Here is a 20,656-nt window from a genome sequence, read left to right as displayed (position 1 = left end):
GCGGGGCCCTCGCCGTATGATGGACCATTGATTCCCACCCGCCGACTGAAGGACCAAGCCAAGCTCGTGTCACCCAAGGCCAGCAAGCCCCTCGTGCCTGCTCAGACCGACCCTGCGGCGACCCGCAACTTCTGCATCATCGCGCATATCGACCACGGCAAGTCCACCCTGGCCGACCGAATGCTGCAGCTGACCGGCGTGGTCCAGCCGCGTGATATGAAGGCTCAGTACCTGGACCGAATGGACATCGAGCGTGAACGCGGTATCACCATCAAGTCCCAGGCGGTGCGGATGCCCTGGGAGTACGCGGGGGAGACCTTCGCCTTCCACATGATCGACACCCCCGGGCACGTGGACTTCAGCTACGAGGTCTCCCGATCCCTGGCCGCCTGCGAGGGAGCTCTGCTGCTGGTCGATGCCGCCCAGGGCATCGAGGCGCAGACCCTGGCCAACCTCTATCTGGCCATGGAACATGATCTGGCCATCATCCCGGTGCTGAACAAGATCGACCTGCCGGCTGCCATGCCGGACAAGTACGCCGAGGAACTGGCTCACCTGATCGGCTGCGAACCCGACGACGTGCTGCGGGTCTCCGGCAAGACCGGGGAGGGTGTGGAGGCTCTGCTGGACAGGATCGTGGAGGAGGTTCCTGCCCCAGAGGGGCAGGCCGACGCTCCGGCCCGGGCCATGATCTTCGACTCCGTCTACGACACCTACCGCGGTGTGGTCACCTTTGTGCGGGTGGTGGACGGCCAGCTCAGCCACCGCGAGAAGATCCAGATGATGTCCACCGGGGTCACCCATGAGCTGCTGGAGATCGGCGTCTCTTCACCTGAACCGGAGGCGACCAAGGGGCTCGGCGTCGGCGAGGTGGGCTACCTCATCACCGGGGTGAAGGATGTCCGCCAGTCCAAGGTCGGTGACACCGTCACCTCAGCCAAGAACCCCGCAGTTGAGATCATCGGCGGCTACGAGGATCCCAAGCCTATGGTCTTCTCCGGCCTCTTCCCCATCGACGGCTCCGACTTTCCAGTGCTGCGTGAGGCCCTGGAGAAGCTCCAGCTCAACGATGCCGCCCTGAACTTTGAGCCAGAGACCTCCACCGCCCTGGGCTTCGGCTTCCGGGTGGGCTTCCTGGGTCTGCTGCACCTGGAGATCACCCGGGAACGCCTGGAGCAGGAGTACAACCTGGAGCTGATCTCCACCGCCCCCAACGTGGTGTACCAGGTCACCGGCGAGGACGGTGAGGTCTCTACGGTGACCAACCCCAGCGAGTTCCCCGAGGGCAAGATTCTCGAGATACGCGAACCGGTGGTGGATGCCACCATCATCGTGCCCGCCGAGTACATCGGTGCGGTGATGGAGCTCTGCCAGTCCCGCCGGGGCCGAATGGAGGGTATGGACTACCTCTCCGAGGAGCGGGTGGAGATTCGCTACAAGATGCCCCTGGCCGAGATCGTCTTCGACTTCTTCGACCAGCTGAAATCCCGCACCAAGGGGTACGCCTCGCTGAACTGGCAGGCTTCCGGGGAGCAGGCCGCCGACCTGGTCAAGGTGGACATCCTGCTGCAGGGCGATAAGGTGGACGCCTTCTCCGCGATCACTCACCGCGATCATGCCTACTCCTACGGGGTCAAGATGGCCTCCAAGCTCAAGGAGCTCATCCCACGCCAGCAGTTCGAGGTGCCCATCCAAGCCGCCATCGGCTCGCGGATCATTGCCCGTGAGAACATCCGCGCCATCCGCAAGGATGTGCTCTCCAAGTGCTACGGCGGTGACATCAGCCGTAAGCGCAAGCTGTTGGAGAAGCAGAAGGAGGGCAAGAAGCGGATGAAGATGGTCGGCACCGTGGAGGTTCCCCAGGAGGCCTTCATCGCCGCGCTGAGCTCCGATGAGGGCAACGCCAAGGAGAAGGCTAAGAAGTGAACGCCCCGCAATCCGTTGCGCCGCAAGCTGCTCACGTTGCCGCAAGCTGTCACACGCGGCACCGCGAACAGCTCTAGGCGGTTGGGGGATTATGCCCACCACGCTGCCGCTGGGTGATCCGGTTCCGGCCGACGGGTCCTTCCCGCCCGAGGTGCGGACCGCTCTGCCCTCCCGGGCGGATAAGCCGCTGGGCCTCTATGTGCATATCCCGTTCTGCTCGGTGCGCTGCGGCTACTGCGACTTCAACACCTACACCGCTGAGGATCTGGGTCCCGGCGCCTCGCACCAGTCCTATCCGGATACGCTGATCGCTGAGCTTTGGTTCGCTTCAAGAGCCTACGACGACGCCGCGCCCCCGCGTGCCCTCAGCACAGTGTTCTTCGGCGGCGGCACCCCCACCCTGCTGCCGGCCGAGGAACTGGCTCGCATTCTTGGAACAGCCCGAGATCTGTTCGGCTTTGCCCCTGGTGCGGAGATCACCACCGAGGCCAATCCGGACACCGTCACCCCCGAGTCGGCGCAGCTGCTGGCTCAGGCCGGGTTCACACGCCTGAGCTTGGGGATGCAGTCAGCGGTGCCGCATGTGCTGGCCACCCTGGACCGTACGCATAATCCGGAGAATGTGCCGGCTGCCCATGCCGCGGCCCGCGCAGCCGGTCTGGAGACCTCCTTGGACCTGATCTACGGCACCCCGGGGGAGAGCCTTGAGGACTGGCAGCAGTCGCTGGAGGCGGCCATCGCCCTGGAGCCGGACCATATCAGCGCCTATTCGCTGATCATCGAGGAGGGCACCGCCATGGCGGTACAAATCCGGCGCGGGGTGCTGCCGGATATCGACCCTGACGACCAGGCGGATAAGTACCTGCTGACCGATGAGCTGCTTTCTGCGGCCGGCTATCAGTGGTACGAGGTCTCCAATTTTTCCCGGAACCGGCAGACCCGCTCACGGCACAATCTCAACTACTGGCTGGACTCGGACTGGTGGGGCGCCGGGCCAGGGGCACACTCGCATCTGGCTGGGATGCGCTGGTGGAATGTCAAGCATCCGGCGGCCTATGCCCAGCGGGTGCACCAGGGGGTGTCCCCGGGTCATGGCCGCGAGATTCTTGATGCCCAGGCCAAGGTGCTGGAGCACCTGATGCTGCGTCTGCGCATCCGCGAGGGCCTAGATCTCGCCGAGTACAACGCCTTGCCGGAGCTGGCCGCCAGCGGGGGCGTACCTATCACCCAGGATCAGTTAGGCCAGCTGGTCGACGATGGTCTTCTGGAGCCTGGCCCAGCAGAGCCCACGGCCTCCTACCGCCAAGGCAGAGCAGTCCTCACCCTGAAGGGCAGGCTCCTCGCTGACGCGGTCACCCGCCGGCTGGCAGGCTGAGCGGTGTAAGTCACGGTCTGTGCACGGGAGGAGTGTCACGATCAATCGATCGAACTGCTCGTTGTACAGCGGCCGTCGGGTTGCTGCCGGTACTGGTCTCTAGCTTGTGCAGGAGTTCGTTCTCTGGGAGGCCTTGAGCCTCCAGGGTGCGTTGATGTGCGATGTGCAATGCTGAGGATGTTTGCGGGTCACACGGTGCAGAAGCTGACCTGTATTGAGCGCTTGGACCCCACGAGAATGAAGCGCGGCGTCGTCAAAGTCAGCAATCAGCGGATCAGGCGAAGGATGACGGGGTAGCGGTAGGGGCGGCCTTTATTGCACTCAGAGCCGCCGATCAGTCCGCTGATCGCCATGGTGATCCATACCACCACCAGGCCGAGCCCGGCCCAGGTGTCCACAGTGGGCACGAAAGCCAGGCCGAACAGCAGGGCCATCAGCACAGTCAGGGGTAGGGTGAAGTTCAACGCCTCCTTGGCCTCCTGCTCAGTGAACGGACCGCGTTCACGGAAGACCAGGTAGATAATCAGCGCCGGGAAACAGCCGGCCACGGCACCGAAGTGCGAAATCATCGCCCAGCGCACATCCTCATCACGGGTCAGCATCGGTGCTGCCGCCGTAGCGGGTCGAGTCCCGCCTTTGGCCGTGCTCTGCTTGCCGTTCTGCGTGGTCACTGCAGTCATCGTGCCTTTCTGTGAGGGGAAGGATAGGCGTATGCTGCCGCCGATTTTAGTGCCCCAACCTGGAAGCCCCGGGCGGACGGAGCCGGTGTGTCTACTCGACACTTACAAAGTCAATCAGCTCCTCGACCCGGCCGAGCAGGGATGGTTCAAGGTCAGTGTAGCTTCGCACTCGGGAGAGGATCTGCTTCCAGCCGTGGGCAATATCCCGCTGGCCGGCCGCAGGCAGGCCCAGTGCCCGCAGAGTGCCGACTTTGACATCGGTGCCACGCGGTATCACCGGCCAGGACTTCAGGCCCACCCGCTCCGGCTTCACTGCCTGCCAGACATCCACATAAGGGTGCCCCAGCACCAGCACATTCCCGGACGCCCCGGGCAGTGCCATGGTCTGCTCAGCGATCCGTGACTCCTTGGAACCGGACACCAGGTGATCCAACAGCACCCCGAGCCTGCGCCTGGGCCCTGGCTGGAACTCCTTCACCGCGGCAGCGAGATCATCAGCGCCGTGCAGCGGCTCCACCACAATGCCCACCTCGCGCAAGTCCTCACCCCAGACTTTCTCCACCAGCTCCGCGTCATGGGTGCCCTCCACCCAGATCCGAGAAGCACGCGCGGTCCGGGCCTGCTGCGGCCCAGATGAGGCGAAGGAGCCAGAAGCAGTCCGTCGGGGCCCGGTTGGTTTAGCTGCTGAGACCGGTGCCACCAGCTCCACTGGCTGGCCCTCCACCAGGAAGCCGAAGCCCAGCGGGAAGGCCCGCTCCTGGCCGTCGTAGTCCCGCAGCCGGACCAGTTTGATGCCTCCGGACGCTTCCACGCCGACGACGAGGCCCACCCAGCCGGACTCACGCTCCTGAACCTCGGTGCCCACAGCGGCAGGAACCCGGGGCAGGGTGCGATGCTGGCGGCGTCGTCGTTCTGCGACGTCCTGGGCACCCCAGGCGCTCCAGTCAGTGGGGAAGGATACGCTCATAGCGGTGTGAGCCTAACAATGCAGCACCGGGCTGCCGTGCTGCGACATGGAAACCGCGCCGGCTTTGAGTAGAATTAGCAGTCGATATTGGTGAGTGCTAACCGGTTGGAGGAGGTGCCGTGCCAGACAACAACACCCGCAGACTGCAGGTGCTGCGTGCCATCGTGGAGGACTATGTGCACACCCGGGAGCCGGTGGGCTCCAAGGCGCTGGTCGAACGGCACAACCTGGAGGTCTCCCCGGCCACCATCCGCAACGATATGGCCCAGCTGGAGGAGGACGGGCTGATCGCCGCCCCGCACACCTCAGCCGGGCGGATCCCCACCGACCTGGGATATCGGCTGTTCGTGGACCGGATCTCCGAGGTGCGTCCGCTGACCCGTGCCGAACGCCGAGCCATGGAGATCCTGGCTGAGACCGCCGACGACCCCGAGGCCGTGCTGGAGCAGACCGTGCGGCTGCTGGCCATGCTGACCAACCAGGTGGCGGTCATCCAGCACCCGCAGTACAGCTCAGCGAAGATCCGGCATATTGATGTGGTCTCGCTGAGCCCGCAGAAGGCTCTGGTGATCCTGATTCTTTCCACCGGCAAGGTGGAGCAGCGCATGGTCACCCTGGCCCAGCCGGCAGCCGAGGATGACCTGCACCGGATCGGTCAGAAGCTCTCTGAGCAGCTGCACAGCCGGTCAGCCTCCGCCCTGCCGATCCCGGTGGACTCACTGATCTCCTCGGTGGAGCCCGCCCTGCAGACCACTATGGCGGTGGTGGGCAATGCGGTGACCAGCATGCTGGAATCCGGACGGGTGGATCGCATCATCATGGCCGGGACTGCTAACCTCGCTAAGTCTGGCGGTGACCTGGGACCAGCTATCGGACCGATCCTGGAAGCACTCGAGGAGCAGGTGGTGATGCTGCGACTGCTGCACGAGATGCAGCAGGACCAGCGGGGCCTCTCGGTGCGGATCGGCCAGGAGACTTCCCACAAATCGCTGCAAGAAACCGCCGTGGTGGCCGCCGAATACGCCTCAGGAGAAACTGGGGCGGGCGCCAAGCTCGGTGTGGTGGGCCCCACCCGCATGGACTACGGGACCACCATGTCCGCGGTGCGCGCCATGGCCCGCTACCTGTCCCGCATACTTTCCGAAGGATGAGAACTGACACCTGATGGCAACTGACTACTACCAGCTGCTGGGCGTGGAGCGCAACGCCCCCACCGAAGAGATCAAGAAGGCTTACCGCAAGAAGGCCCGTCGGCTGCACCCGGATGTGAACACCGCGGAGGACGCCGAGGACCAGTTCAAGCAGCTCGGCCGAGCCTATGAGGTGCTCTCCGATCCGCAGAAGCGGCAGATCTACGACGCCACCGGCGATCCTGACGGCAAGCCCGCCGGCTTCGGCGGAGGCAGCCAGGGCGGTTTCGGCGGCTTCGGCGACATCTTCGAGACCTTCTTCGGCGGTGGCGGTTCCGGCGGGCCAGCCTCCCGCACTCGGCGCGGCCAGGACTCCCTGATCCGGGTGCGGATCGACCTGGGCGACGCCGTGTTCGGCACCACCAAAGAGGTGCAGGTGGAGACTGCGGTGACCTGCCCAGAGTGCAGCGGCTCCTGCATGCGACCAGGCACATCCCCCACCACCTGCCCCGACTGTCACGGCGCGGGCCAGACCCAGCGGCCCATGCGCTCCATCCTGGGCACCGTCATCCAGACCCAGACCTGTGCCCGCTGTGCCGGATTCGGCAACATCATCGAGGATCCCTGCCAAGAGTGCGACGGCCAGGGCCGGGTACGCGAGCGCAAGACCCTGAAAATCAAGATCCCCGCCGGAGTGGACCGCGGCAACCGGATTCACCTGGCCGGGGAGGGCGAGGCAGGGATCGCCGGCGGACCGCCCGGGGACCTGTTCATCGAGGTGGACATCCGTGCCCATGACGTCTTCACCCGCCGCGGCAACGACCTGCATGCCACCGTCACCGTGCCGATGACCGCCGCCGCATTGGGCACCACAGTGAGCTTGGCATCCTTCGACGGTACCGAGCAGATCGAGGTCAAGCCGGGCACCCAGTCCGGCGAGGTGATCACCTTGCGCGGCAAGGGCGTGGCCCATCTGCGCGGGATGGGACGCGGGGATCTCAAGGTCCACCTGAAGGTGGAGACCCCCACCAAGCTCTCTGACAAGCAGAAGGAGCTGCTGCGCCTGCTGGCCGAAGAACGCGGCGAGGAGGCCAACGAGTCGCACACCCAGCACAAAGGGGTCTTCGCCAAACTCCGCGAGGCCTGGGAGTCCGTATGAGGACCTGCTGGCTGTGACCGCACCGCTGTTCCACCTCAGCCCTGGGGCGCTCGACGGCGCTGCAGCAGGCTCCGTGGTCACCCTGAGTGGAGCTGAGGGGTACCACGCGGCCACTGTGATGCGGCTGGGGACCGGGGAGCCGATCCAGCTCTCCGATACCCGAGCCCGGCGGGCAGACGGCGTCGTACTCAGTACCAGGGCAGGGGAACTGCATGTGGAGGTGCGTGAGCTCATTGATGAGCCGGTGCTGCGGCCGGCGTTGGTGCTGGTCCAGGCCCTGGCCAAGGACAAGCGCGACCTGCAGGCGGTGGAGTCCGCCACTGAGCTCGGCGTAGACGCCGTCATCCCCTGGGATGCGCAGCGCTCGGTGGCCCGGTGGAAGGCCGGGCGTGAGGCCAAGAAGCACGCCGAATGGGAGAACACCGTCCGGTCTGCGGCCAAGCAGACCCGGCGCACTGCGATCCCCGAGGTGCGCCCCCTGCACACCACCACCCAGTACTGCCAGTGGTTGCAGAGCATGAACGAGGCAGTGACCGGATTCGACCAGGAACCGCCGAAGATTGCAGCGCTGGTGCTGCATGAGCGTGAGAGTCGCAGCTTGTTGAGTGTGCTCTGCTGGGACTTCGGACTTCTCTACGATGATCTCTCATGGGCAGCCGATGAAGAGATTGAGGAACTGCACATCCTGGTTGGCCCTGAGGGTGGGATCAGTGATGAGGAAATTGAACAGCTGACCCAGGCCGGGGCACGGACTGCTCTGCTCGGTAAGAATGTGTTGCGCGCCTCCACCGCCGGACCGGCCGGTATCTCAGCAATCCAGCTGCTCCGCGGCGACTGGGGGACGCTTGCTCAACCCTGATCTCCCCGAGTGTCAGGGGGTTATTGGAAAATCTGCAGCTCATAGCTGCCTGACAATCCAATAAGCGCCTGAAAAAGCGTTGGGGATACTAGGTGTGCCTCTGCAGAGACGGCGGCGTATCCTAGAGAGACCTGAATCCTAAGCAAGTGAGGCATCTGATTACCGAGACGATCTCCGCGACCGTTGTTGAGCGCGAAGTGCACTTCGCCGACCCCGAGACCATGTTCCGCACCCTCGGCGTGCAGGATATGGCCCTGCGAATCCTCGCCGGACTCTATCCCGAAGTCTCGATCGGGCTGCGCGACCAGCTGATCACCGTCTCCGGGGCAGCCGAGGACACCAACCAGATGGTCGAGATCCTCACCCAGCTGAAGACTCTGGCGGCTTCCGGCACCACCGCCACCGAGGATGTGGTCGAGCAGATCGCCACTATGGTCCGCGCCCAGGAGGCACCCACCAGCGCCCGGATGATGACCACCAACATCCTCTCCCACCGTGGCCGGACCATCCGCCCCAAGACCGTCAACCAGCAGGCCTATGTGGACACCATCGATGAGTCCACGGTGATCTTCGGCATCGGCCCGGCCGGCACCGGCAAGACCTACCTGGCGATGGCCAAGGCGGTCCAAGCCCTGCAGGCCAAGGAGATCAATCGGATCATCCTCACCCGCCCTGCCGTGGAGGCAGGGGAGAAGCTAGGCTTTTTGCCCGGCGGGCTCAACGAGAAGATCGACCCCTATCTGCGCCCGCTCTACGATGCGCTCTACGACATGATCGAACCGGAATCCATCCCCCAGCTGATGGCCGCCGGAACCATTGAGGTGGCCCCACTGGCCTATATGCGCGGCCGCACGCTCAACGACTCCTTCATCATTCTGGATGAGGCGCAGAACACCACCGCCGAGCAGATGAAGATGTTCCTGACCCGTCTGGGCTTCAACTCCAAGATCGTGGTCACCGGAGACATCACCCAAGTGGACCTGCCCCGTGGCACCGACTCCGGGCTGCGCACTGTGCTGGACATCCTGGAGGGTGTAGCGGACATCGCGATCTCCCGGTTCGGCTCCCAGGACGTGGTCCGCCACGAGTTGGTAGGCCGGATCGTCGACGCCTACGAGAAGCACCAGAACGCCCAGTCATCACAGGAGCGCCGACGCCGCGGGGGTGGCCCGCGGCGATGACCCTGACCCTCGACGATGCCTCGGGCTCTGCGCTGATCACTGCCGAGCACTGTGCCGAACTCACCGACCTGGCGGCCTTTCTCTACGCGCAACTGCACCTGGCCGCGTCGGTGGAGCTGGCGCTGACCCTGGTGGATGAGACCGAGATGGAGCGTCTGCACCTGGACTGGATGGACCTTCCTGGCCCCACCGATGTGATGAGCTTCCCCATGGACCAACTGACCCCAGGGGCCGCCGATGCCCCGGTGGCTGAAGGGATATTGGGCGATCTTGTGCTCTGCCCCGCCGTGGCTGCAGCCCAGGCGGAGACAGCCGGACATTCCCTGACCGATGAGCTCTGCCTGCTCACCACCCACGGGGTGCTGCACCTGCTCGGCTACGACCATGACGACGACGCCGGGCGGGCAGAGATGTTCTCGCTGCAGTCCCAGCTGCTGGAGAATTTTCTGGGCCGCCCTGCCCCGGTGCCCACTGAGACCGAGGACGCCGCAGCGAAGCCGGCAGCGCAGGTGAGCCAGGGGTGACCGTAGCTCTGCTGATCACTGCCGCCGCGGCCGCCGCGGTGCTGGGCTTTTTACTCTCCACTGCCGAGGCCGCCTTCATCCGGCTCACCCGCAAGGAGGCCGAGGAGATCGCTGTACGGCACGGCTCCCGCGCCGTGGAACAGATCCTCAGCCAACCAGTCCCGCACACCCTGGCCCTGCAGATCTGGCGCTGGATCCTCACCACCGCAGCCATCGTGCTGATCACCATCACGCTCATCCGGGTCATGGGTGATGTGGAGCTCGGTGCACTGACCGCTGGGGCCGTGCTGGCTGTACTCGGTGTGCTCTCCGCGGCGATCTCCCCGCGGAAGATCGGCCGGGCCCATCACCTAGCCCTAGCCTCAGCCACTGCCCGCATGGTGCGCGGGCTGCGGCTCTCCCTGGGCCCGCTGCCGGCCTGGCTCTCCGCCGCAGGCAGCCGGATTCTTCCCGGCACTGCAGGGGACCAGGGCTTCTTCGACGACGATGAGCTGCTGGAGTACATCGCCCGGGCCAACGAGTCTGATGTGATCGAGGACTCCGAGGCTGAGCTGATCGAATCAGTGCTGGACATGTCCCATACCCGGGTGCGCTCAGTGATGGTGCCACGCACCGATATGGTCACCATCGAAACCGATGCCGACCTCGATGCCGCGATGACCCTGTTCCTGCGCTCCGGGTCCTCCCGAATGCCGGTGATCCGCGGCTCCGCCGATGACATCACCGGCATGATCTACCTCAAGGATGTCGCCTACCTGGAACACCAGCTGCGCACCGGGCGGGCCGCTGAACGCTTCGCCGGCCGGACCTCCTCCAGCATCACCGTGGAAGAACTGCAGCGCGATGTGCGCTATGTGCCCGAGTCCAAGCCGGTGGGCGAGTTCCTCTCCGAACTGCAGCGCGAATCCACCCATGTGGCCATCGTCATCGACGAGTACGGCGGCACTGCCGGACTGGTGACTATGGAGGACCTCATCGAGGAGCTGGTCGGCGAGATCGTGGACGAATACGATCGTGAGGACGCCGAGGTCGAAATGCTCGACGACGCCAAATACCGGGTCTCTGCCCGGATGGGTGTGGCAGACTTCGCCGAGCTCTTCGACCTGAACCTCGACGATGAGGAGGATGTGGACACCGTGGGCGGCCTGCTGGCCAAGATGCTGGGCCGGGTGCCGATCGCCGGATCCGAGGTGGAGATCGACGGCGTGGTGCTGCATGCCGACCGGCTGACCGGCCGCCGCAACCGGGTCAGCCATGTGCTGGCCTGGGAGCACCAGGACAGGCGCGGAGCCCGCGGGGGCCATGGCACCGAAGACGCCGCCCCAGATCTCCGGGACCCGCGACGCAGTGGGAGCCGCGGGGCGGGCCACCTCAGGGCGGATGGGGCCACCAGAGATGAGACCCCGGAGATGCAGGAGCGTGTCGATGAGCGAATTTCCTGAGTACAGCGACACCTACCAGGCTGGGTTCGCCAGCTTCGTGGGCAGGCCCAACGCCGGCAAGTCCACCCTGACCAACGCGCTGGTGGGGGAGAAGGTGGCGATCACCAGCTCCAAGCCGCAGACTACCCGGCACACCATCCGCGGCATTGTGCACCGCCCGGACTCTCAGCTGGTGCTGGTGGACACCCCCGGGCTGCACCGGCCCCGGACCCTACTGGGCTCACGGCTCAACGACCTGGTGATCGACACACTCAGCGAGGTCGATGTGGTGGGATTCTGCCTCCCAGCTGATGAGAAGATCGGACCGGGGGACAAGTGCATCGCCGGGCAGCTGACCAAGCTTCCGCATAAGCCGGTGGTCGCCCTGGTCACCAAGACCGATAAGGTGCCCAGGGACCGGGTCGCCGCCCAGCTCATGGCAGTCGATCAGTTGGGCAGAGACCACCTGGCAGGGGAAGGCGAGCAGGCAGAGGGGTTTGCGGCAATCATCCCGGTCTCAGCAGTCCGTGGCGAGCAGGTCGGCGTCGTGATCGATGAGCTGACCGCCATGATGCCGCTCTCCCCGCCGCTGTACCCCTCCGGGGAGCTCACCGATGAGCCCGAGCAGGTGATGGTCGCCGAGCTGATCCGGGAAGCTGCATTGGAGGATGTGCGTGATGAGCTGCCGCACTCCATCGCGGTGACTGTGGAGGAGATGAATCCGCGCGAGGGGCGCCCCGCAGAGAAGCCGCTGCTGGACGTCCATGCCACCATCCACGTGGAGCGGGACTCGCAGAAGGGCATCATCATCGGCCGGAGCGGATCTCGGCTTAAGCAGATCGGAGCGGCGGCCCGGCAGGGGATCAGCAAGCTGCTGGGCACCCCGGTCTACCTGGACCTGCATGTCAAAGTCACCAAGGAGTGGCAGCGCGACCCCAAGAAGCTCAACCGCCTGGGCTTCTGAGTTAGTTCCGGCGGCGCGCACATGTCGCGCTCGCCTCTCGTCCGGCTTGCGCCGGACTTCACGCCTGAAGTCGCGGAGCGCGAGCACTCCGCTCATAGGAAGCTTCGCTGCACAGGTCCCGGCGTCGTCGTGATCTGTGTTAGGTTCATGGATGTGCAGAACTTTCAGCGCGCGCTACTAGAGCTACTACTTCTCCGCCGCAGCGGGGAAGAGCTTGCGCGCCTCTGAAGGAACCAGCGCAAGAACTTCTCGAGGCCGAATCCCTGCTGCGGAGTATCACCGGTATCTGACCCGGATTCCTCGGCCCGCCCCAGAGACCCTCACCCGAGACGGAAAGAAGTTCACCATGCGCACACTGCAGAAGCCCTCCGGAATGCCCTATCAGCGGTACGTCCCCTTCCAAGACCAGATCACCGTGCACCTGCCCGACCGAACCTGGCCGGATCAGCACATCACCACCGCACCGCGCTGGTGCGCGGTGGACCTGCGCGACGGCAACCAGGCGCTGATCGATCCGATGAGCCCGGAGCGCAAGCACCGCATGTTCGACCTGCTGGTGGCCATGGGCTACAAGGAGATCGAGGTGGGCTTCCCCTCTGCCTCCCAGACCGACTTCGACTTTGTGCGCCAGCTCATCGAGCAGGACAAGATTCCCGACGACGTCTACATCCAGGTGCTCACCCAGTCTCGGGAACACCTGATCGAGCGGACCTTCGAGGCGGTCGCCGGGGCATCGAGGGCCATTGTGCACCTGTACAACTCCACTTCGGTGCTGCAGCGTGAAGTGGTGTTCAAACAGGACAAGGCCGGGATCGTGGACATCGCCACCACCGGCGCCCGGCTGTGCAAGAAGTTCGAGGAGCAGCTGCACGCCGATCACCCGGGCACCGAGATCGTCTACCAGTACAGCCCGGAGTCCTTCACCGGCACCGAGCTGGACTTCGCCGCCCATATCTCCAACGAGGTGGTGGAGATCTTCGGGGCCACCCCGGAGAAGCCGGTGATCGTGAACCTGCCGGCCACCGTGGAGATGGCCACCCCCGATGTCTACGCCGACTCCATCGAATGGATGCACCGGCACCTGACCCCGCGGGACTCGATCATTCTCAGCCTGCACCCGCACAACGACCGGGGAACCGGGGTGGCCGCCGCGGAGCTGGGGTACAAGGCCGGGGCAGACCGGATCGAGGGCTGCCTGTTCGGCAACGGAGAGCGCACCGGCAATGTGGACCTGGTGACCCTGGGCATGAACCTGTTCAGTCAGGGGGTGGATCCACAGATCGACTTCCGGAATATGGATGCGATCCGCCGCACCGTGGAGCACTGCAACCAGATGCCGGTGCCCGAGCGCTCGCCCTACGGCGGAGACCTGGTGTTCACCGCCTTCTCCGGATCCCACCAGGACGCCATCAACAAAGGCTTCGCCCATATGGACGCCCGGGCCGAGGCAGAGGGCAGACCCCGCGATGAGATCACCTGGGCGGTTCCCTACCTGCCGATCGACCCCAAGGACATCGGCCGCAGCTACGAGGCGGTGATCCGGGTCAACTCCCAGTCCGGCAAGGGCGGAGTCTCCTATGTGCTCAAGGCCGAACGCGGCATCGAACTGCCCCGCCGGGCCCAGATCGAGTTCTCCGGGGTCATCCAACGCCGGGCCGACACCCAGGGCGGGGAGGTCACCCCTGAGGAGATTTGGCAGATGTTCGCCGACGAGTACCTGCCCGCCGAGGAGGGCACCAAGCAGTGGGGCTTCTATCGGCTGGGCACCGTGGAGACCTCCTCCACCGCTGACGGCGGATTCTCCATGGACCTGGAGCTTCAGGTGGACGGCACCCTGCGCAGGATCACCGGGGCCGGCAACGGGCCCATCGACGCTCTGCTGAGGATCCTGGCCGCAGAGGGCGTGGACGTGCGGCTGCTGGATTACACCGAGCATGCCATGAGCTCCGGCGGTGACGCCCAGGCCGCCAGCTTCGTGGAGCTGGCCATCGGCGAGCGGGTGCTCTGGGGTGTGGGCATCGACTACAACACCACCCTGGCCTCCCTGCAGGCGGTGGTCTCCGCGGTGAACCGCGCGTTGCGCGATGCCTGACCCCGGTCAGCAGTAGCCTTAGGCCTATGGCTGGATCCACCTTCGCCTCGCGCAGCTACCGGGACATCGGGGTCGTGCTGCGCACCCAGAAGCTGGGCGAGGCCGACCGGATCATCACCGTGCTCACCGCTTTCCACGGGCTGGTGCGCGGCGTGGCCAAGGGGGTGCGCCGGACCAGCTCAAAGTTCGGCGCCACCCTGGAGCCCTTCATGGTGGCCGACCTGCAGCTGGTGCACGGGCGCAGCCTGGACATCATCACCCAGGCCCAGGGCCGGTCTGCCTACGGCACTATGATCGCCTCCGACTATGAGAAGTACACGGTGGCCTCGGCGATGGCCGAGGCGGCCGAGCGGCTCACCGATGCCGCGGACACCGCCGACCGTTCGCAGTTCGATCTGCTGCACGGAGCCTACTCAGCCCTGGCCCGCGGGGTCCACGCCCCCGACCTGGTGCTGGGCTCCTACCTGCTGCGGGCGCTGAGCTCCGCCGGCTGGGCGGTGACCTGGTCGGCATGCGTCAGCTGCGGGGAACCGGGGCCGCACCCGGGCTTCCACACTGCGGCAGGCGGCCCGGTCTGTGCCGCCTGCCGGCCGCCGGGCAGCCGGAGCCTGCCAGCCGGAACCCCTGAGTTCCTGCACGCCCTGCAGCACGGGAACTGGGAGGCCACCGACGGGGCCGCCGCCGACATCCGCCATGAGGCGGTGGCGGTGATCACCGACTACGCCCAGCACCACCTGGAGCGCCGGCTCACCTCGCTGCGCGCCTACGCCCACCACGAAGACGACCAGCGGAAGGGCCAGCAGCACAGGGCAGCCGATGGTCATAGTACGACCACTCGGGCGGTGACTGGCACAATGAGCAGGTGACCCGTGCCGCAGAGAACGACGACGCCGCCTATCAGGACCCCTGGCCGCACCCGGAGGGTGCCACCCCGCCGGAGCTGCCCGCTGAGCTGATCCCCAAGCATGTGGCAGTGGTGATGGACGGCAACGGTCGCTGGGCCAACCAGCGCGGACTGCCGCGCACCGAGGGTCACCGGGCTGGCGAGCACAGCCTGATGGAAGTGATGGCAGGGGCCATCGAAGCCGGCGTCGAGCATGTTTCGGTCTATGGATTCTCCACCGAGAACTGGAAGCGCTCCCCGGATGAGGTCCGGTTCATCATGAGCTACTCCCGAAATGTGCTGCGCCGACAGCGCGATGTGCTCAACTCCTGGGGTGTGCGCATCCGCTGGAACGGCCGGAGGCCAAAACTGTGGCGCTCAGTGATCAGAGAGCTGCAGGCCGCCGAGGAGCTGACCAAGCACAACACCCGGACCACACTGACCATGTGCGTCAACTACGGAGGACGGGCTGAGATCACCGATGCTGTCCGAAGCATTGCGGAGAAAGCCGCAGCAGGCAAGCTCGATCCCAAGCGCATCCGCGAGTCCACCATCGCCGCTCATCTTCAGCAGCCCGATGTGCCGGATGTGGATCTGTTCCTGCGCAGCTCCGGGGAGCAGCGGATCAGCAACTTCCTGCTCTGGCAGTCTGCCTACGCCGAGTTTGTCTTCCTGGACACGCTCTGGCCCGATGTGGACCGCACCACCCTGTGGGAGGCCATCGAGATCTACGCCCGGCGGGACCGCCGTTACGGCGCCGCGGTGGACAGAATCAGCCCCGACGGAGGAGAAACCCCTCTCGCTCCCTGAGGTGGTCGGCACAACCGCTGCGCGTTGCAGGGTTCACAACCCCGGGGGGCCGCCTCAGCGCCGGCGGTGGCCTTCACTCCTCAAGGGCGCTCTTCGGGCTGACCGTGAAATCCACATACCCGCGCAACCAGCGGTCGGTCTGTTCGAACGCGACCTTCCGCACCGGTTCGGCAGAGGCGAAGACGTCATGCATCCCCTTGGGGATCCGCGCAATGGTCACGCTGCGGCTGAGCTTGGGGGCCCGCCGGGCCAGCAGCTCCACATCCAGCACTCCGTCATTCTCCTGGTACTCCGGGGTCCACTGCGCCCGGTAGACCGTCTTGGCTGAAAGCAGCACCAGTACCGGCAGATCCATGTCCAGACCCTGCCGCACCTGCCGGTGCCCGGCGAAGACCGCTTTGAGCCAGCCTATGGTCATGGGGAAGGACTTCCGGGGCCGCCACAGCGGATGCAGCGCCCACTCCCCGTGAGCCTCCGAGGACAGCGACTCCCAGTAGTTCTCCAGCCGCGGCAGCTTCAGAGTGGCAGTGGGATTGACCCGGGTCAGCGGGGTGACGATCCCCTCAGCGGCTGCACGTGCGGGAGAGTGGCCCGGCAGCTCCAGCCAGGGGGAGTTGAGCACCAGGCCGGAAGTCTTCTCCTGGTGCCGTTCAGCCCACAGGGCGGCCACCAGTCCTCCGGTGGAGTGGCCGGCCACCACCGGGGGAGGGGAGTCGGGATTCTCCTGAGCTATCTGGGCACAGGCGGCATTGATCTCGACGTCGTACTCGGCCAGATCCTCAATATGGCCTGGGGTCTGGTGGGGTCGCAGGCTGCGCCCGTACTTGCGCAGGTCCAGGGCGTAGAACCGGTGGCCGCGCTGCGCCCAGGCCCGGGCGAGAACCAGATTGTAGAAGTAATCGCTCCAGCCGTGAATCTGCAGCACCGGGGCCAGCTGCGGCTGCGCTGGCTCTTGTTCAAAGCGCACCAGGGTGGCGCAGAGCGGTCCTTCGAAGTCCTCGCCCAATGGCAGAGTCATCCGGGAGCAGCCCGGCAGATAGTCGGGCACCAATTCGCCCGGTGCTGAGTCCTGAAGCAGGTCTGTGGTGAGATCCGTCAGCACATCCATAGTCCCAGTCTACGGAGCAGCTGCTTCGGCGATAGGATCAGGATCATGTCTGCTCCGCTCTACAGTCTGGCTTTCCGTGCCGTGTTCTCCCGGATTGACCCGGAGCAGGCCCATCACCTGGTGGTCTCCGGGCTGCGCGTCGCCTGCCGGGTCGGTGTGGGACGAGTGCTGGAGGTGCTGACCCGGCCGGGAGATCAGCTGGCGGTAGAGGTGCTGGGCCAGCGTTTCCCCTCACCCTTCGGCCTGGCCGCAGGCTTCGACAAAGGTGCCTCCGCGGTGCTGCCGCTGAGCTGCCTGGGCTTCGGCCATATCGAGATCGGCACGGTGACTGCCCAGGCACAGTCAGGCAATGACGACAGCCCCCGGCTCTTCCGGTTGGTGACCGACCGGGCCCTGATCAACCGGATGGGGTTCAACAATGACGGCGCTGCAGCGGTGCGGCAGCGCCTGGAGCAGACCCGAGGCCGTCTCGAACGTCTGCGTGCTGCCGGCCGTCATACACCGGTGATCGGAGTCAACATCGGCAAGACCAAGGTGGTGCCTCTGGAAGGCGCTGTGGAGGACTACCTGACCTCCACCCGCACCCTTGCCCCGCTGGCCGACTACCTGGTGGTCAACGTCTCCAGCCCGAATACTCCCGGGCTGCGACAACTGCAGGAGATCGACTCGCTGCGACCGCTGCTGCGTGCAGTCAAGGAGGAGGCCGACGCCGCTGCGGGTCGCCATGTGCCCCTGCTGGTGAAGATCGCCCCGGACTTAGCTGATGAGGACATCGACGCCGTGGCTGATCTGGTCACCGAACTTGGGCTGGACGGGATCATTGCCACCAACACCACCACTACCCGGGAGGGGCTACAGACCTCAGCTGCTGAGGTGGAGGCAGCCGGAGCGGGAGGGCTCAGCGGCCCGGTGCTGGCGGAACGTTCCAAGCAGGTGCTGGTGAGGCTGCGTGGAAAACTGTCGGCGGGCGTCGTCATCATCTCCGTAGGAGGTGTGGTGAGTGCTGAAGACGTTGCGGAGCGGCTCGAACTGGGCGCGGACCTGGTGCAGGGCTACACCGCGTTCATCTACCAGGGCCCCTTCTGGGCCCGCCGCATCAACCGAGGCATCGTGCGGCTGCAAGCCACAGCGAGCAGCCGGCTCTAAGGTGTTGTGATGGTCGCGATAGCGCGATCGGGACTAACTCGGGAACTCGCCGCGCTTGACCATGGGCTTGGGCAGGCGCAGCCGGCGCATCTGCAGGGCTCGCATCGCTCCGTAGAACCGTACGCCCTTCTCCAGGTTCTCCGGTCCGAACTTGGCACCCAGGCCCTTGCGAACCTTGCGGCCCACCCAGAAGAGCTCCACAAAGACAGCCAGCATGAGCATGAACATCAGATAGGTGACCATGGCGCGGGTCTCCATGGTGAGCATAAAGGAAGCGAAGAGGAAGACCAGCATGAGGACCAGAAGCCATTCGCCGACTCCGTAGCGGGCATCTACATAGTCACGCACCCAGCGCTTCTGCGGACCACGGTCGCGGACGGGCAGGTACTTCTCCTCGCCGGTCTCCATGGCCTGACGCATCTTGGCCCGCTGCTCAGCGACGGCCTTCTTCTGCGCCTGGCGGGCTGCTTTGCGGTCGTTGTGCACCAGCGGGCGGCGACGAGCGGCCTCCTGGTCCTTACGCCGCGGAGTCGGCACCCCCTTCTTGGCAGGGAGGTTCTTCTTGGGCCGGTCCGCTTCGGGCTCAGCGACCTCGCGGGCAGGGGTGGTAGCCGCCTCAGCGGTCTCGTTCTGACTCTTCTTCTTGAAACCAAGCACCGAACCAGTGTACTGGTCATCCGGTGCAGTGCGTCACACGGGAATGAGCGCTGCCTGGCCAGTGTTGGTAGTGTGCATACCGAGCATTGTGTCGCCGACCATATAAGGGGAGACCATGAGCACTGCTACTGAGGAAACTGCTGAGACCACTGAGATCCGCGGAAGCGGGGTCGAAGGCTTCAAGACCCACCAGGTGGAGCTTTCGGCGGACGCGGCCCAGAAGGTCACCTCTCTGCTGGAGCAGGAGGGACGCACCGACCTGCGGCTGCGGGTAGCTGTCCAGCCAGGCGGCTGCAGCGGGCTGATCTATCAGCTGTACTTCGACGAGCGGATCCTCGACGGAGATGCACTGCGCGAGTTCGACGGAGTGGAGGTCGTGGTGGACAAGATGAGCGTCCCCTACCTTGAAGGGGCCAAGATCGACTTTGAGGACTCCATCTCCAAGCAGGGCTTCACCATCGACAACCCCAATGCTGGTGGCTCCTGCGCCTGTGGTGACAGCTTCCACTGAGCATTCTTGACAGCCACCGTGTAAGAGAGGCCGCAGGGGACCCGCGGCGCGCAATACGTGGCGTGGGCAGCGGCCGAACGGGTTCCTGCGCCTGTGGTGACAGCTTCCACTAACTTCTACTACGTAATGTAGAAGTCATATTGAGACCCGCGTTCCGCAGAGGGACGCGGGTTTCTGCGTATCCGGGTGGTCTGCGGCGGTGTCGCGGTCCCCCATGTGCTCTACAACTCGTAGTAGTCTTGTGCTCAGCGTAAAGATGTCGCTGACATCGGCCGGTGAGGCCTGTGTCCAGACCCAAGTGATGGTGCGCGAGTCACTCGCACACAAGTGAAAGAGGAAGGGCCGTCTGTGAGTTCATCGCAGAAGCAGACCGGCAGCTTCGGCCGAACGGCCAAGTCGCTGGCCCTGGTCGGTGCAGCACTGCTGGTGCTCACCGCCTGCGCAGAGGATCACCCCGCACGCCGCGGCTGGCTGCCCGGCGAGCATGAGAACATCACCTCCAACACCGCGGAGCTGACCAGCCTCTGGGTCAACTCCTGGATCGCGGCCCTGGTCGTGGGTGTGGTGACCTGGGGCCTGATGCTCTGGTGCATGGTGGCCTACCGCCGCCGCAAGGGCGAGACCGGCTACCCTCGCCAGCTGGCCTATAACGTGCCGCTGGAGATCATGTACACCATTGTCCCGCTGGTCATGGTGGCAGTGTTCTTCTTCTACACCGATCAGGTTCAGCGCTCAGTTGACGAGCCCTATGAAAACCCGGATATGACCATCGAGGTCTACGGGAAGCAGTGGGCCTGGGACTGGAACTACACCTACACTGCGGCAGACGGTACCGAGTACGAGGTCCATGACACCGGAGTCCAGGCGCACCTGACTGGTGAGGAGGGCGTTCGGGAGACCCTGCCGACCATCTACCTGCCGGTGGACCACGACGTCACCTTCGCGCTGAAGTCCCGCGACGTCATCCACTCCTTCTGGGTGCCCGCCTTCCTGCAGAAGCGCGATATGGTTCCTGGCCGTACCACCTATATCTACCTGAATCCGCAGGAGACCGGGGTCTTCGACGGCAAATGCGCCGAGCTCTGCGGCGAGTACCACTCCGAGATGCTCTTCAACGTGGCTGTTGTCGAGGAGGACGAGTTCATCGACTACCTCGAGACCCTGGATGAGGGCCACCTGGGTGATGAGTACAACCGCAACCCCAATCTGCACGACTCCGAAGACCTGCATGAGGCTGAGGACTTTCCCGGAGGGAATAACTGA

Annotated in this window: 19 protein-coding genes; 15 read left to right on the top strand and 4 right to left on the bottom strand. The window is 65.2% G+C overall.

What is annotated here, in order from left to right:
* Positions 1-66: 66 nt before the first annotated feature.
* Entirely contained in the window at positions 67-1,926 is a 1,860-nt protein-coding gene (gene lepA, locus F0311_RS15805; protein ID WP_150463012.1) for a translation elongation factor 4, read from the top strand.
* A gap of 91 nt (positions 1,927-2,017) precedes the next feature.
* Positions 2,018-3,301 carry a radical SAM family heme chaperone HemW gene (hemW, locus tag F0311_RS15800; protein WP_150462912.1) on the top strand — a complete coding sequence of 428 codons (1,284 nt, stop codon included), beginning with the start codon at positions 2,018-2,020 and terminating at the stop codon, positions 3,299-3,301.
* 266 nt (positions 3,302-3,567) lie between these two features.
* Here hemW and F0311_RS15795 read toward each other — a convergent pair whose 3' ends face one another.
* Positions 3,568-3,981: a DUF4870 domain-containing protein gene (locus F0311_RS15795; RefSeq protein ID WP_150462911.1), complete on the bottom strand. Its 414-nt coding sequence runs from the start codon at positions 3,979-3,981 to the stop codon at positions 3,568-3,570.
* 91 nt (positions 3,982-4,072) lie between these two features.
* A complete protein-coding gene (locus F0311_RS15790) occupies positions 4,073-4,948 on the bottom strand; it encodes a DUF3097 family protein (RefSeq protein ID WP_150462910.1) in 876 nt (291 codons plus the stop codon).
* Positions 4,949-5,067: 119 nt separating this feature from the next.
* Here F0311_RS15790 and hrcA point away from each other — a divergent pair, with 119 nt between their 5' ends.
* The 10 genes from hrcA (at position 5,068) to F0311_RS15740 (ending at position 15,971) form a co-directional block, all read left to right on the top strand.
* Positions 5,068-6,099: a heat-inducible transcriptional repressor HrcA gene (hrcA, locus tag F0311_RS15785; protein WP_223881422.1), complete on the top strand. Its 1,032-nt coding sequence runs from the start codon at positions 5,068-5,070 to the stop codon at positions 6,097-6,099.
* 13 nt (positions 6,100-6,112) lie between these two features.
* Positions 6,113-7,237: a molecular chaperone DnaJ gene (gene dnaJ, locus F0311_RS15780; RefSeq protein WP_150462909.1), complete on the top strand. Its 1,125-nt coding sequence runs from the start codon at positions 6,113-6,115 to the stop codon at positions 7,235-7,237.
* Between the two features lie 13 nt (positions 7,238-7,250).
* A complete protein-coding gene (locus tag F0311_RS15775; RefSeq protein WP_150462908.1) occupies positions 7,251-8,096 on the top strand; it encodes a 16S rRNA (uracil(1498)-N(3))-methyltransferase in 846 nt (281 codons plus the stop codon).
* A 146-nt stretch (positions 8,097-8,242) separates the two neighbouring features.
* Positions 8,243-9,277 carry a PhoH family protein gene (locus tag F0311_RS15770; protein WP_449580831.1) on the top strand — a complete coding sequence of 345 codons (1,035 nt, stop codon included), beginning with the start codon at positions 8,243-8,245 and terminating at the stop codon, positions 9,275-9,277.
* On the top strand, positions 9,274-9,801 hold the full coding sequence (ybeY, locus tag F0311_RS15765) for an rRNA maturation RNase YbeY (RefSeq protein ID WP_150462907.1): 528 nt from the start codon (positions 9,274-9,276) through the stop codon (positions 9,799-9,801). The genes F0311_RS15770 and ybeY overlap by 4 nt, the downstream gene beginning before the upstream one ends.
* Entirely contained in the window at positions 9,798-11,243 is a 1,446-nt protein-coding gene (locus tag F0311_RS15760) for a hemolysin family protein (RefSeq protein ID WP_150462906.1), read from the top strand. The genes ybeY and F0311_RS15760 overlap by 4 nt, the downstream gene beginning before the upstream one ends.
* Positions 11,227-12,186, top strand: a complete 960-nt coding sequence (gene era / locus F0311_RS15755; protein ID WP_150462905.1) for a GTPase Era — start codon at positions 11,227-11,229, stop codon at positions 12,184-12,186. Before F0311_RS15760 ends, era begins: the two co-directional genes overlap by 17 nt.
* Positions 12,187-12,532: 346 nt before the next feature.
* Complete coding sequence (gene leuA / locus F0311_RS15750) at positions 12,533-14,278, top strand: 2-isopropylmalate synthase (protein ID WP_150462904.1); 1,746 nt, start codon at positions 12,533-12,535, stop codon at positions 14,276-14,278.
* A 26-nt stretch (positions 14,279-14,304) separates the two neighbouring features.
* On the top strand, positions 14,305-15,144 hold the full coding sequence (gene recO / locus F0311_RS15745) for a DNA repair protein RecO (protein ID WP_150462903.1): 840 nt from the start codon (positions 14,305-14,307) through the stop codon (positions 15,142-15,144).
* Positions 15,141-15,971, top strand: coding sequence for an isoprenyl transferase (locus F0311_RS15740; protein ID WP_150462902.1), 831 nt, complete (start codon positions 15,141-15,143; stop codon positions 15,969-15,971). The genes recO and F0311_RS15740 overlap by 4 nt, the downstream gene beginning before the upstream one ends.
* Before the next feature lie 73 nt (positions 15,972-16,044).
* Here the strand turns inward: F0311_RS15740 and F0311_RS15735 are convergent, their stop codons facing one another.
* On the bottom strand, positions 16,045-17,079 hold the full coding sequence (locus F0311_RS15735) for an alpha/beta hydrolase (RefSeq protein WP_150462901.1): 1,035 nt from the start codon (positions 17,077-17,079) through the stop codon (positions 16,045-16,047).
* Between the two features lie 45 nt (positions 17,080-17,124).
* Here F0311_RS15735 and F0311_RS15730 point away from each other — a divergent pair, with 45 nt between their 5' ends.
* Positions 17,125-18,225, top strand: coding sequence for a quinone-dependent dihydroorotate dehydrogenase (locus F0311_RS15730; RefSeq protein ID WP_150462900.1), 1,101 nt, complete (start codon positions 17,125-17,127; stop codon positions 18,223-18,225).
* Positions 18,226-18,258: 33 nt separating this feature from the next.
* On the opposite strand, the gene F0311_RS15725 is transcribed toward F0311_RS15730, so the two are convergent.
* On the bottom strand, positions 18,259-18,882 hold the full coding sequence (locus F0311_RS15725) for a DUF3043 domain-containing protein (protein WP_150462899.1): 624 nt from the start codon (positions 18,880-18,882) through the stop codon (positions 18,259-18,261).
* A gap of 115 nt (positions 18,883-18,997) precedes the next feature.
* Here F0311_RS15725 and F0311_RS15720 point away from each other — a divergent pair, with 115 nt between their 5' ends.
* A complete protein-coding gene (locus F0311_RS15720; RefSeq protein WP_150462898.1) occupies positions 18,998-19,393 on the top strand; it encodes a HesB/IscA family protein in 396 nt (131 codons plus the stop codon).
* Positions 19,394-19,741: 348 nt separating this feature from the next.
* On the top strand, positions 19,742-20,656 hold the full coding sequence (ctaC, locus tag F0311_RS15715) for an aa3-type cytochrome oxidase subunit II (protein ID WP_223881421.1): 915 nt from the start codon (positions 19,742-19,744) through the stop codon (positions 20,654-20,656).

This window comes from Nesterenkonia ebinurensis, assembly GCF_008711175.1.
Lineage (GTDB): Bacteria > Actinomycetota > Actinomycetes > Actinomycetales > Micrococcaceae > Nesterenkonia > Nesterenkonia ebinurensis.
Note: the sequence above shows the minus strand (reverse complement) of the source record. Positions and strands in the feature narration are given on the sequence as shown.

What these genes read in the sequence shown, in the direction of transcription:
- hemW (WP_150462912.1), top strand. Translation starts at nt 2,018, where the DNA reads ATGCCCACCACGCTGCCGCTGGGTGATCCGGTTCCGGCCGACGGGTCC.
- F0311_RS15795 (WP_150462911.1), bottom strand. Translation starts at nt 3,981, where the DNA reads ATGACTGCAGTGACCACGCAGAACGGCAAGCAGAGCACGGCCAAAGGC.
- F0311_RS15790 (WP_150462910.1), bottom strand. Translation starts at nt 4,948, where the DNA reads ATGAGCGTATCCTTCCCCACTGACTGGAGCGCCTGGGGTGCCCAGGAC.
- dnaJ (WP_150462909.1), top strand. Translation starts at nt 6,113, where the DNA reads ATGGCAACTGACTACTACCAGCTGCTGGGCGTGGAGCGCAACGCCCCC.
- ybeY (WP_150462907.1), top strand. Translation starts at nt 9,274, where the DNA reads ATGACCCTGACCCTCGACGATGCCTCGGGCTCTGCGCTGATCACTGCC.
- era (WP_150462905.1), top strand. Translation starts at nt 11,227, where the DNA reads ATGAGCGAATTTCCTGAGTACAGCGACACCTACCAGGCTGGGTTCGCC.
- leuA (WP_150462904.1), top strand. Translation starts at nt 12,533, where the DNA reads ATGCGCACACTGCAGAAGCCCTCCGGAATGCCCTATCAGCGGTACGTC.
- recO (WP_150462903.1), top strand. Translation starts at nt 14,305, where the DNA reads ATGGCTGGATCCACCTTCGCCTCGCGCAGCTACCGGGACATCGGGGTC.
- F0311_RS15735 (WP_150462901.1), bottom strand. Translation starts at nt 17,079, where the DNA reads ATGGATGTGCTGACGGATCTCACCACAGACCTGCTTCAGGACTCAGCA.
- F0311_RS15730 (WP_150462900.1), top strand. Translation starts at nt 17,125, where the DNA reads ATGTCTGCTCCGCTCTACAGTCTGGCTTTCCGTGCCGTGTTCTCCCGG.
- F0311_RS15720 (WP_150462898.1), top strand. Translation starts at nt 18,998, where the DNA reads ATGAGCACTGCTACTGAGGAAACTGCTGAGACCACTGAGATCCGCGGA.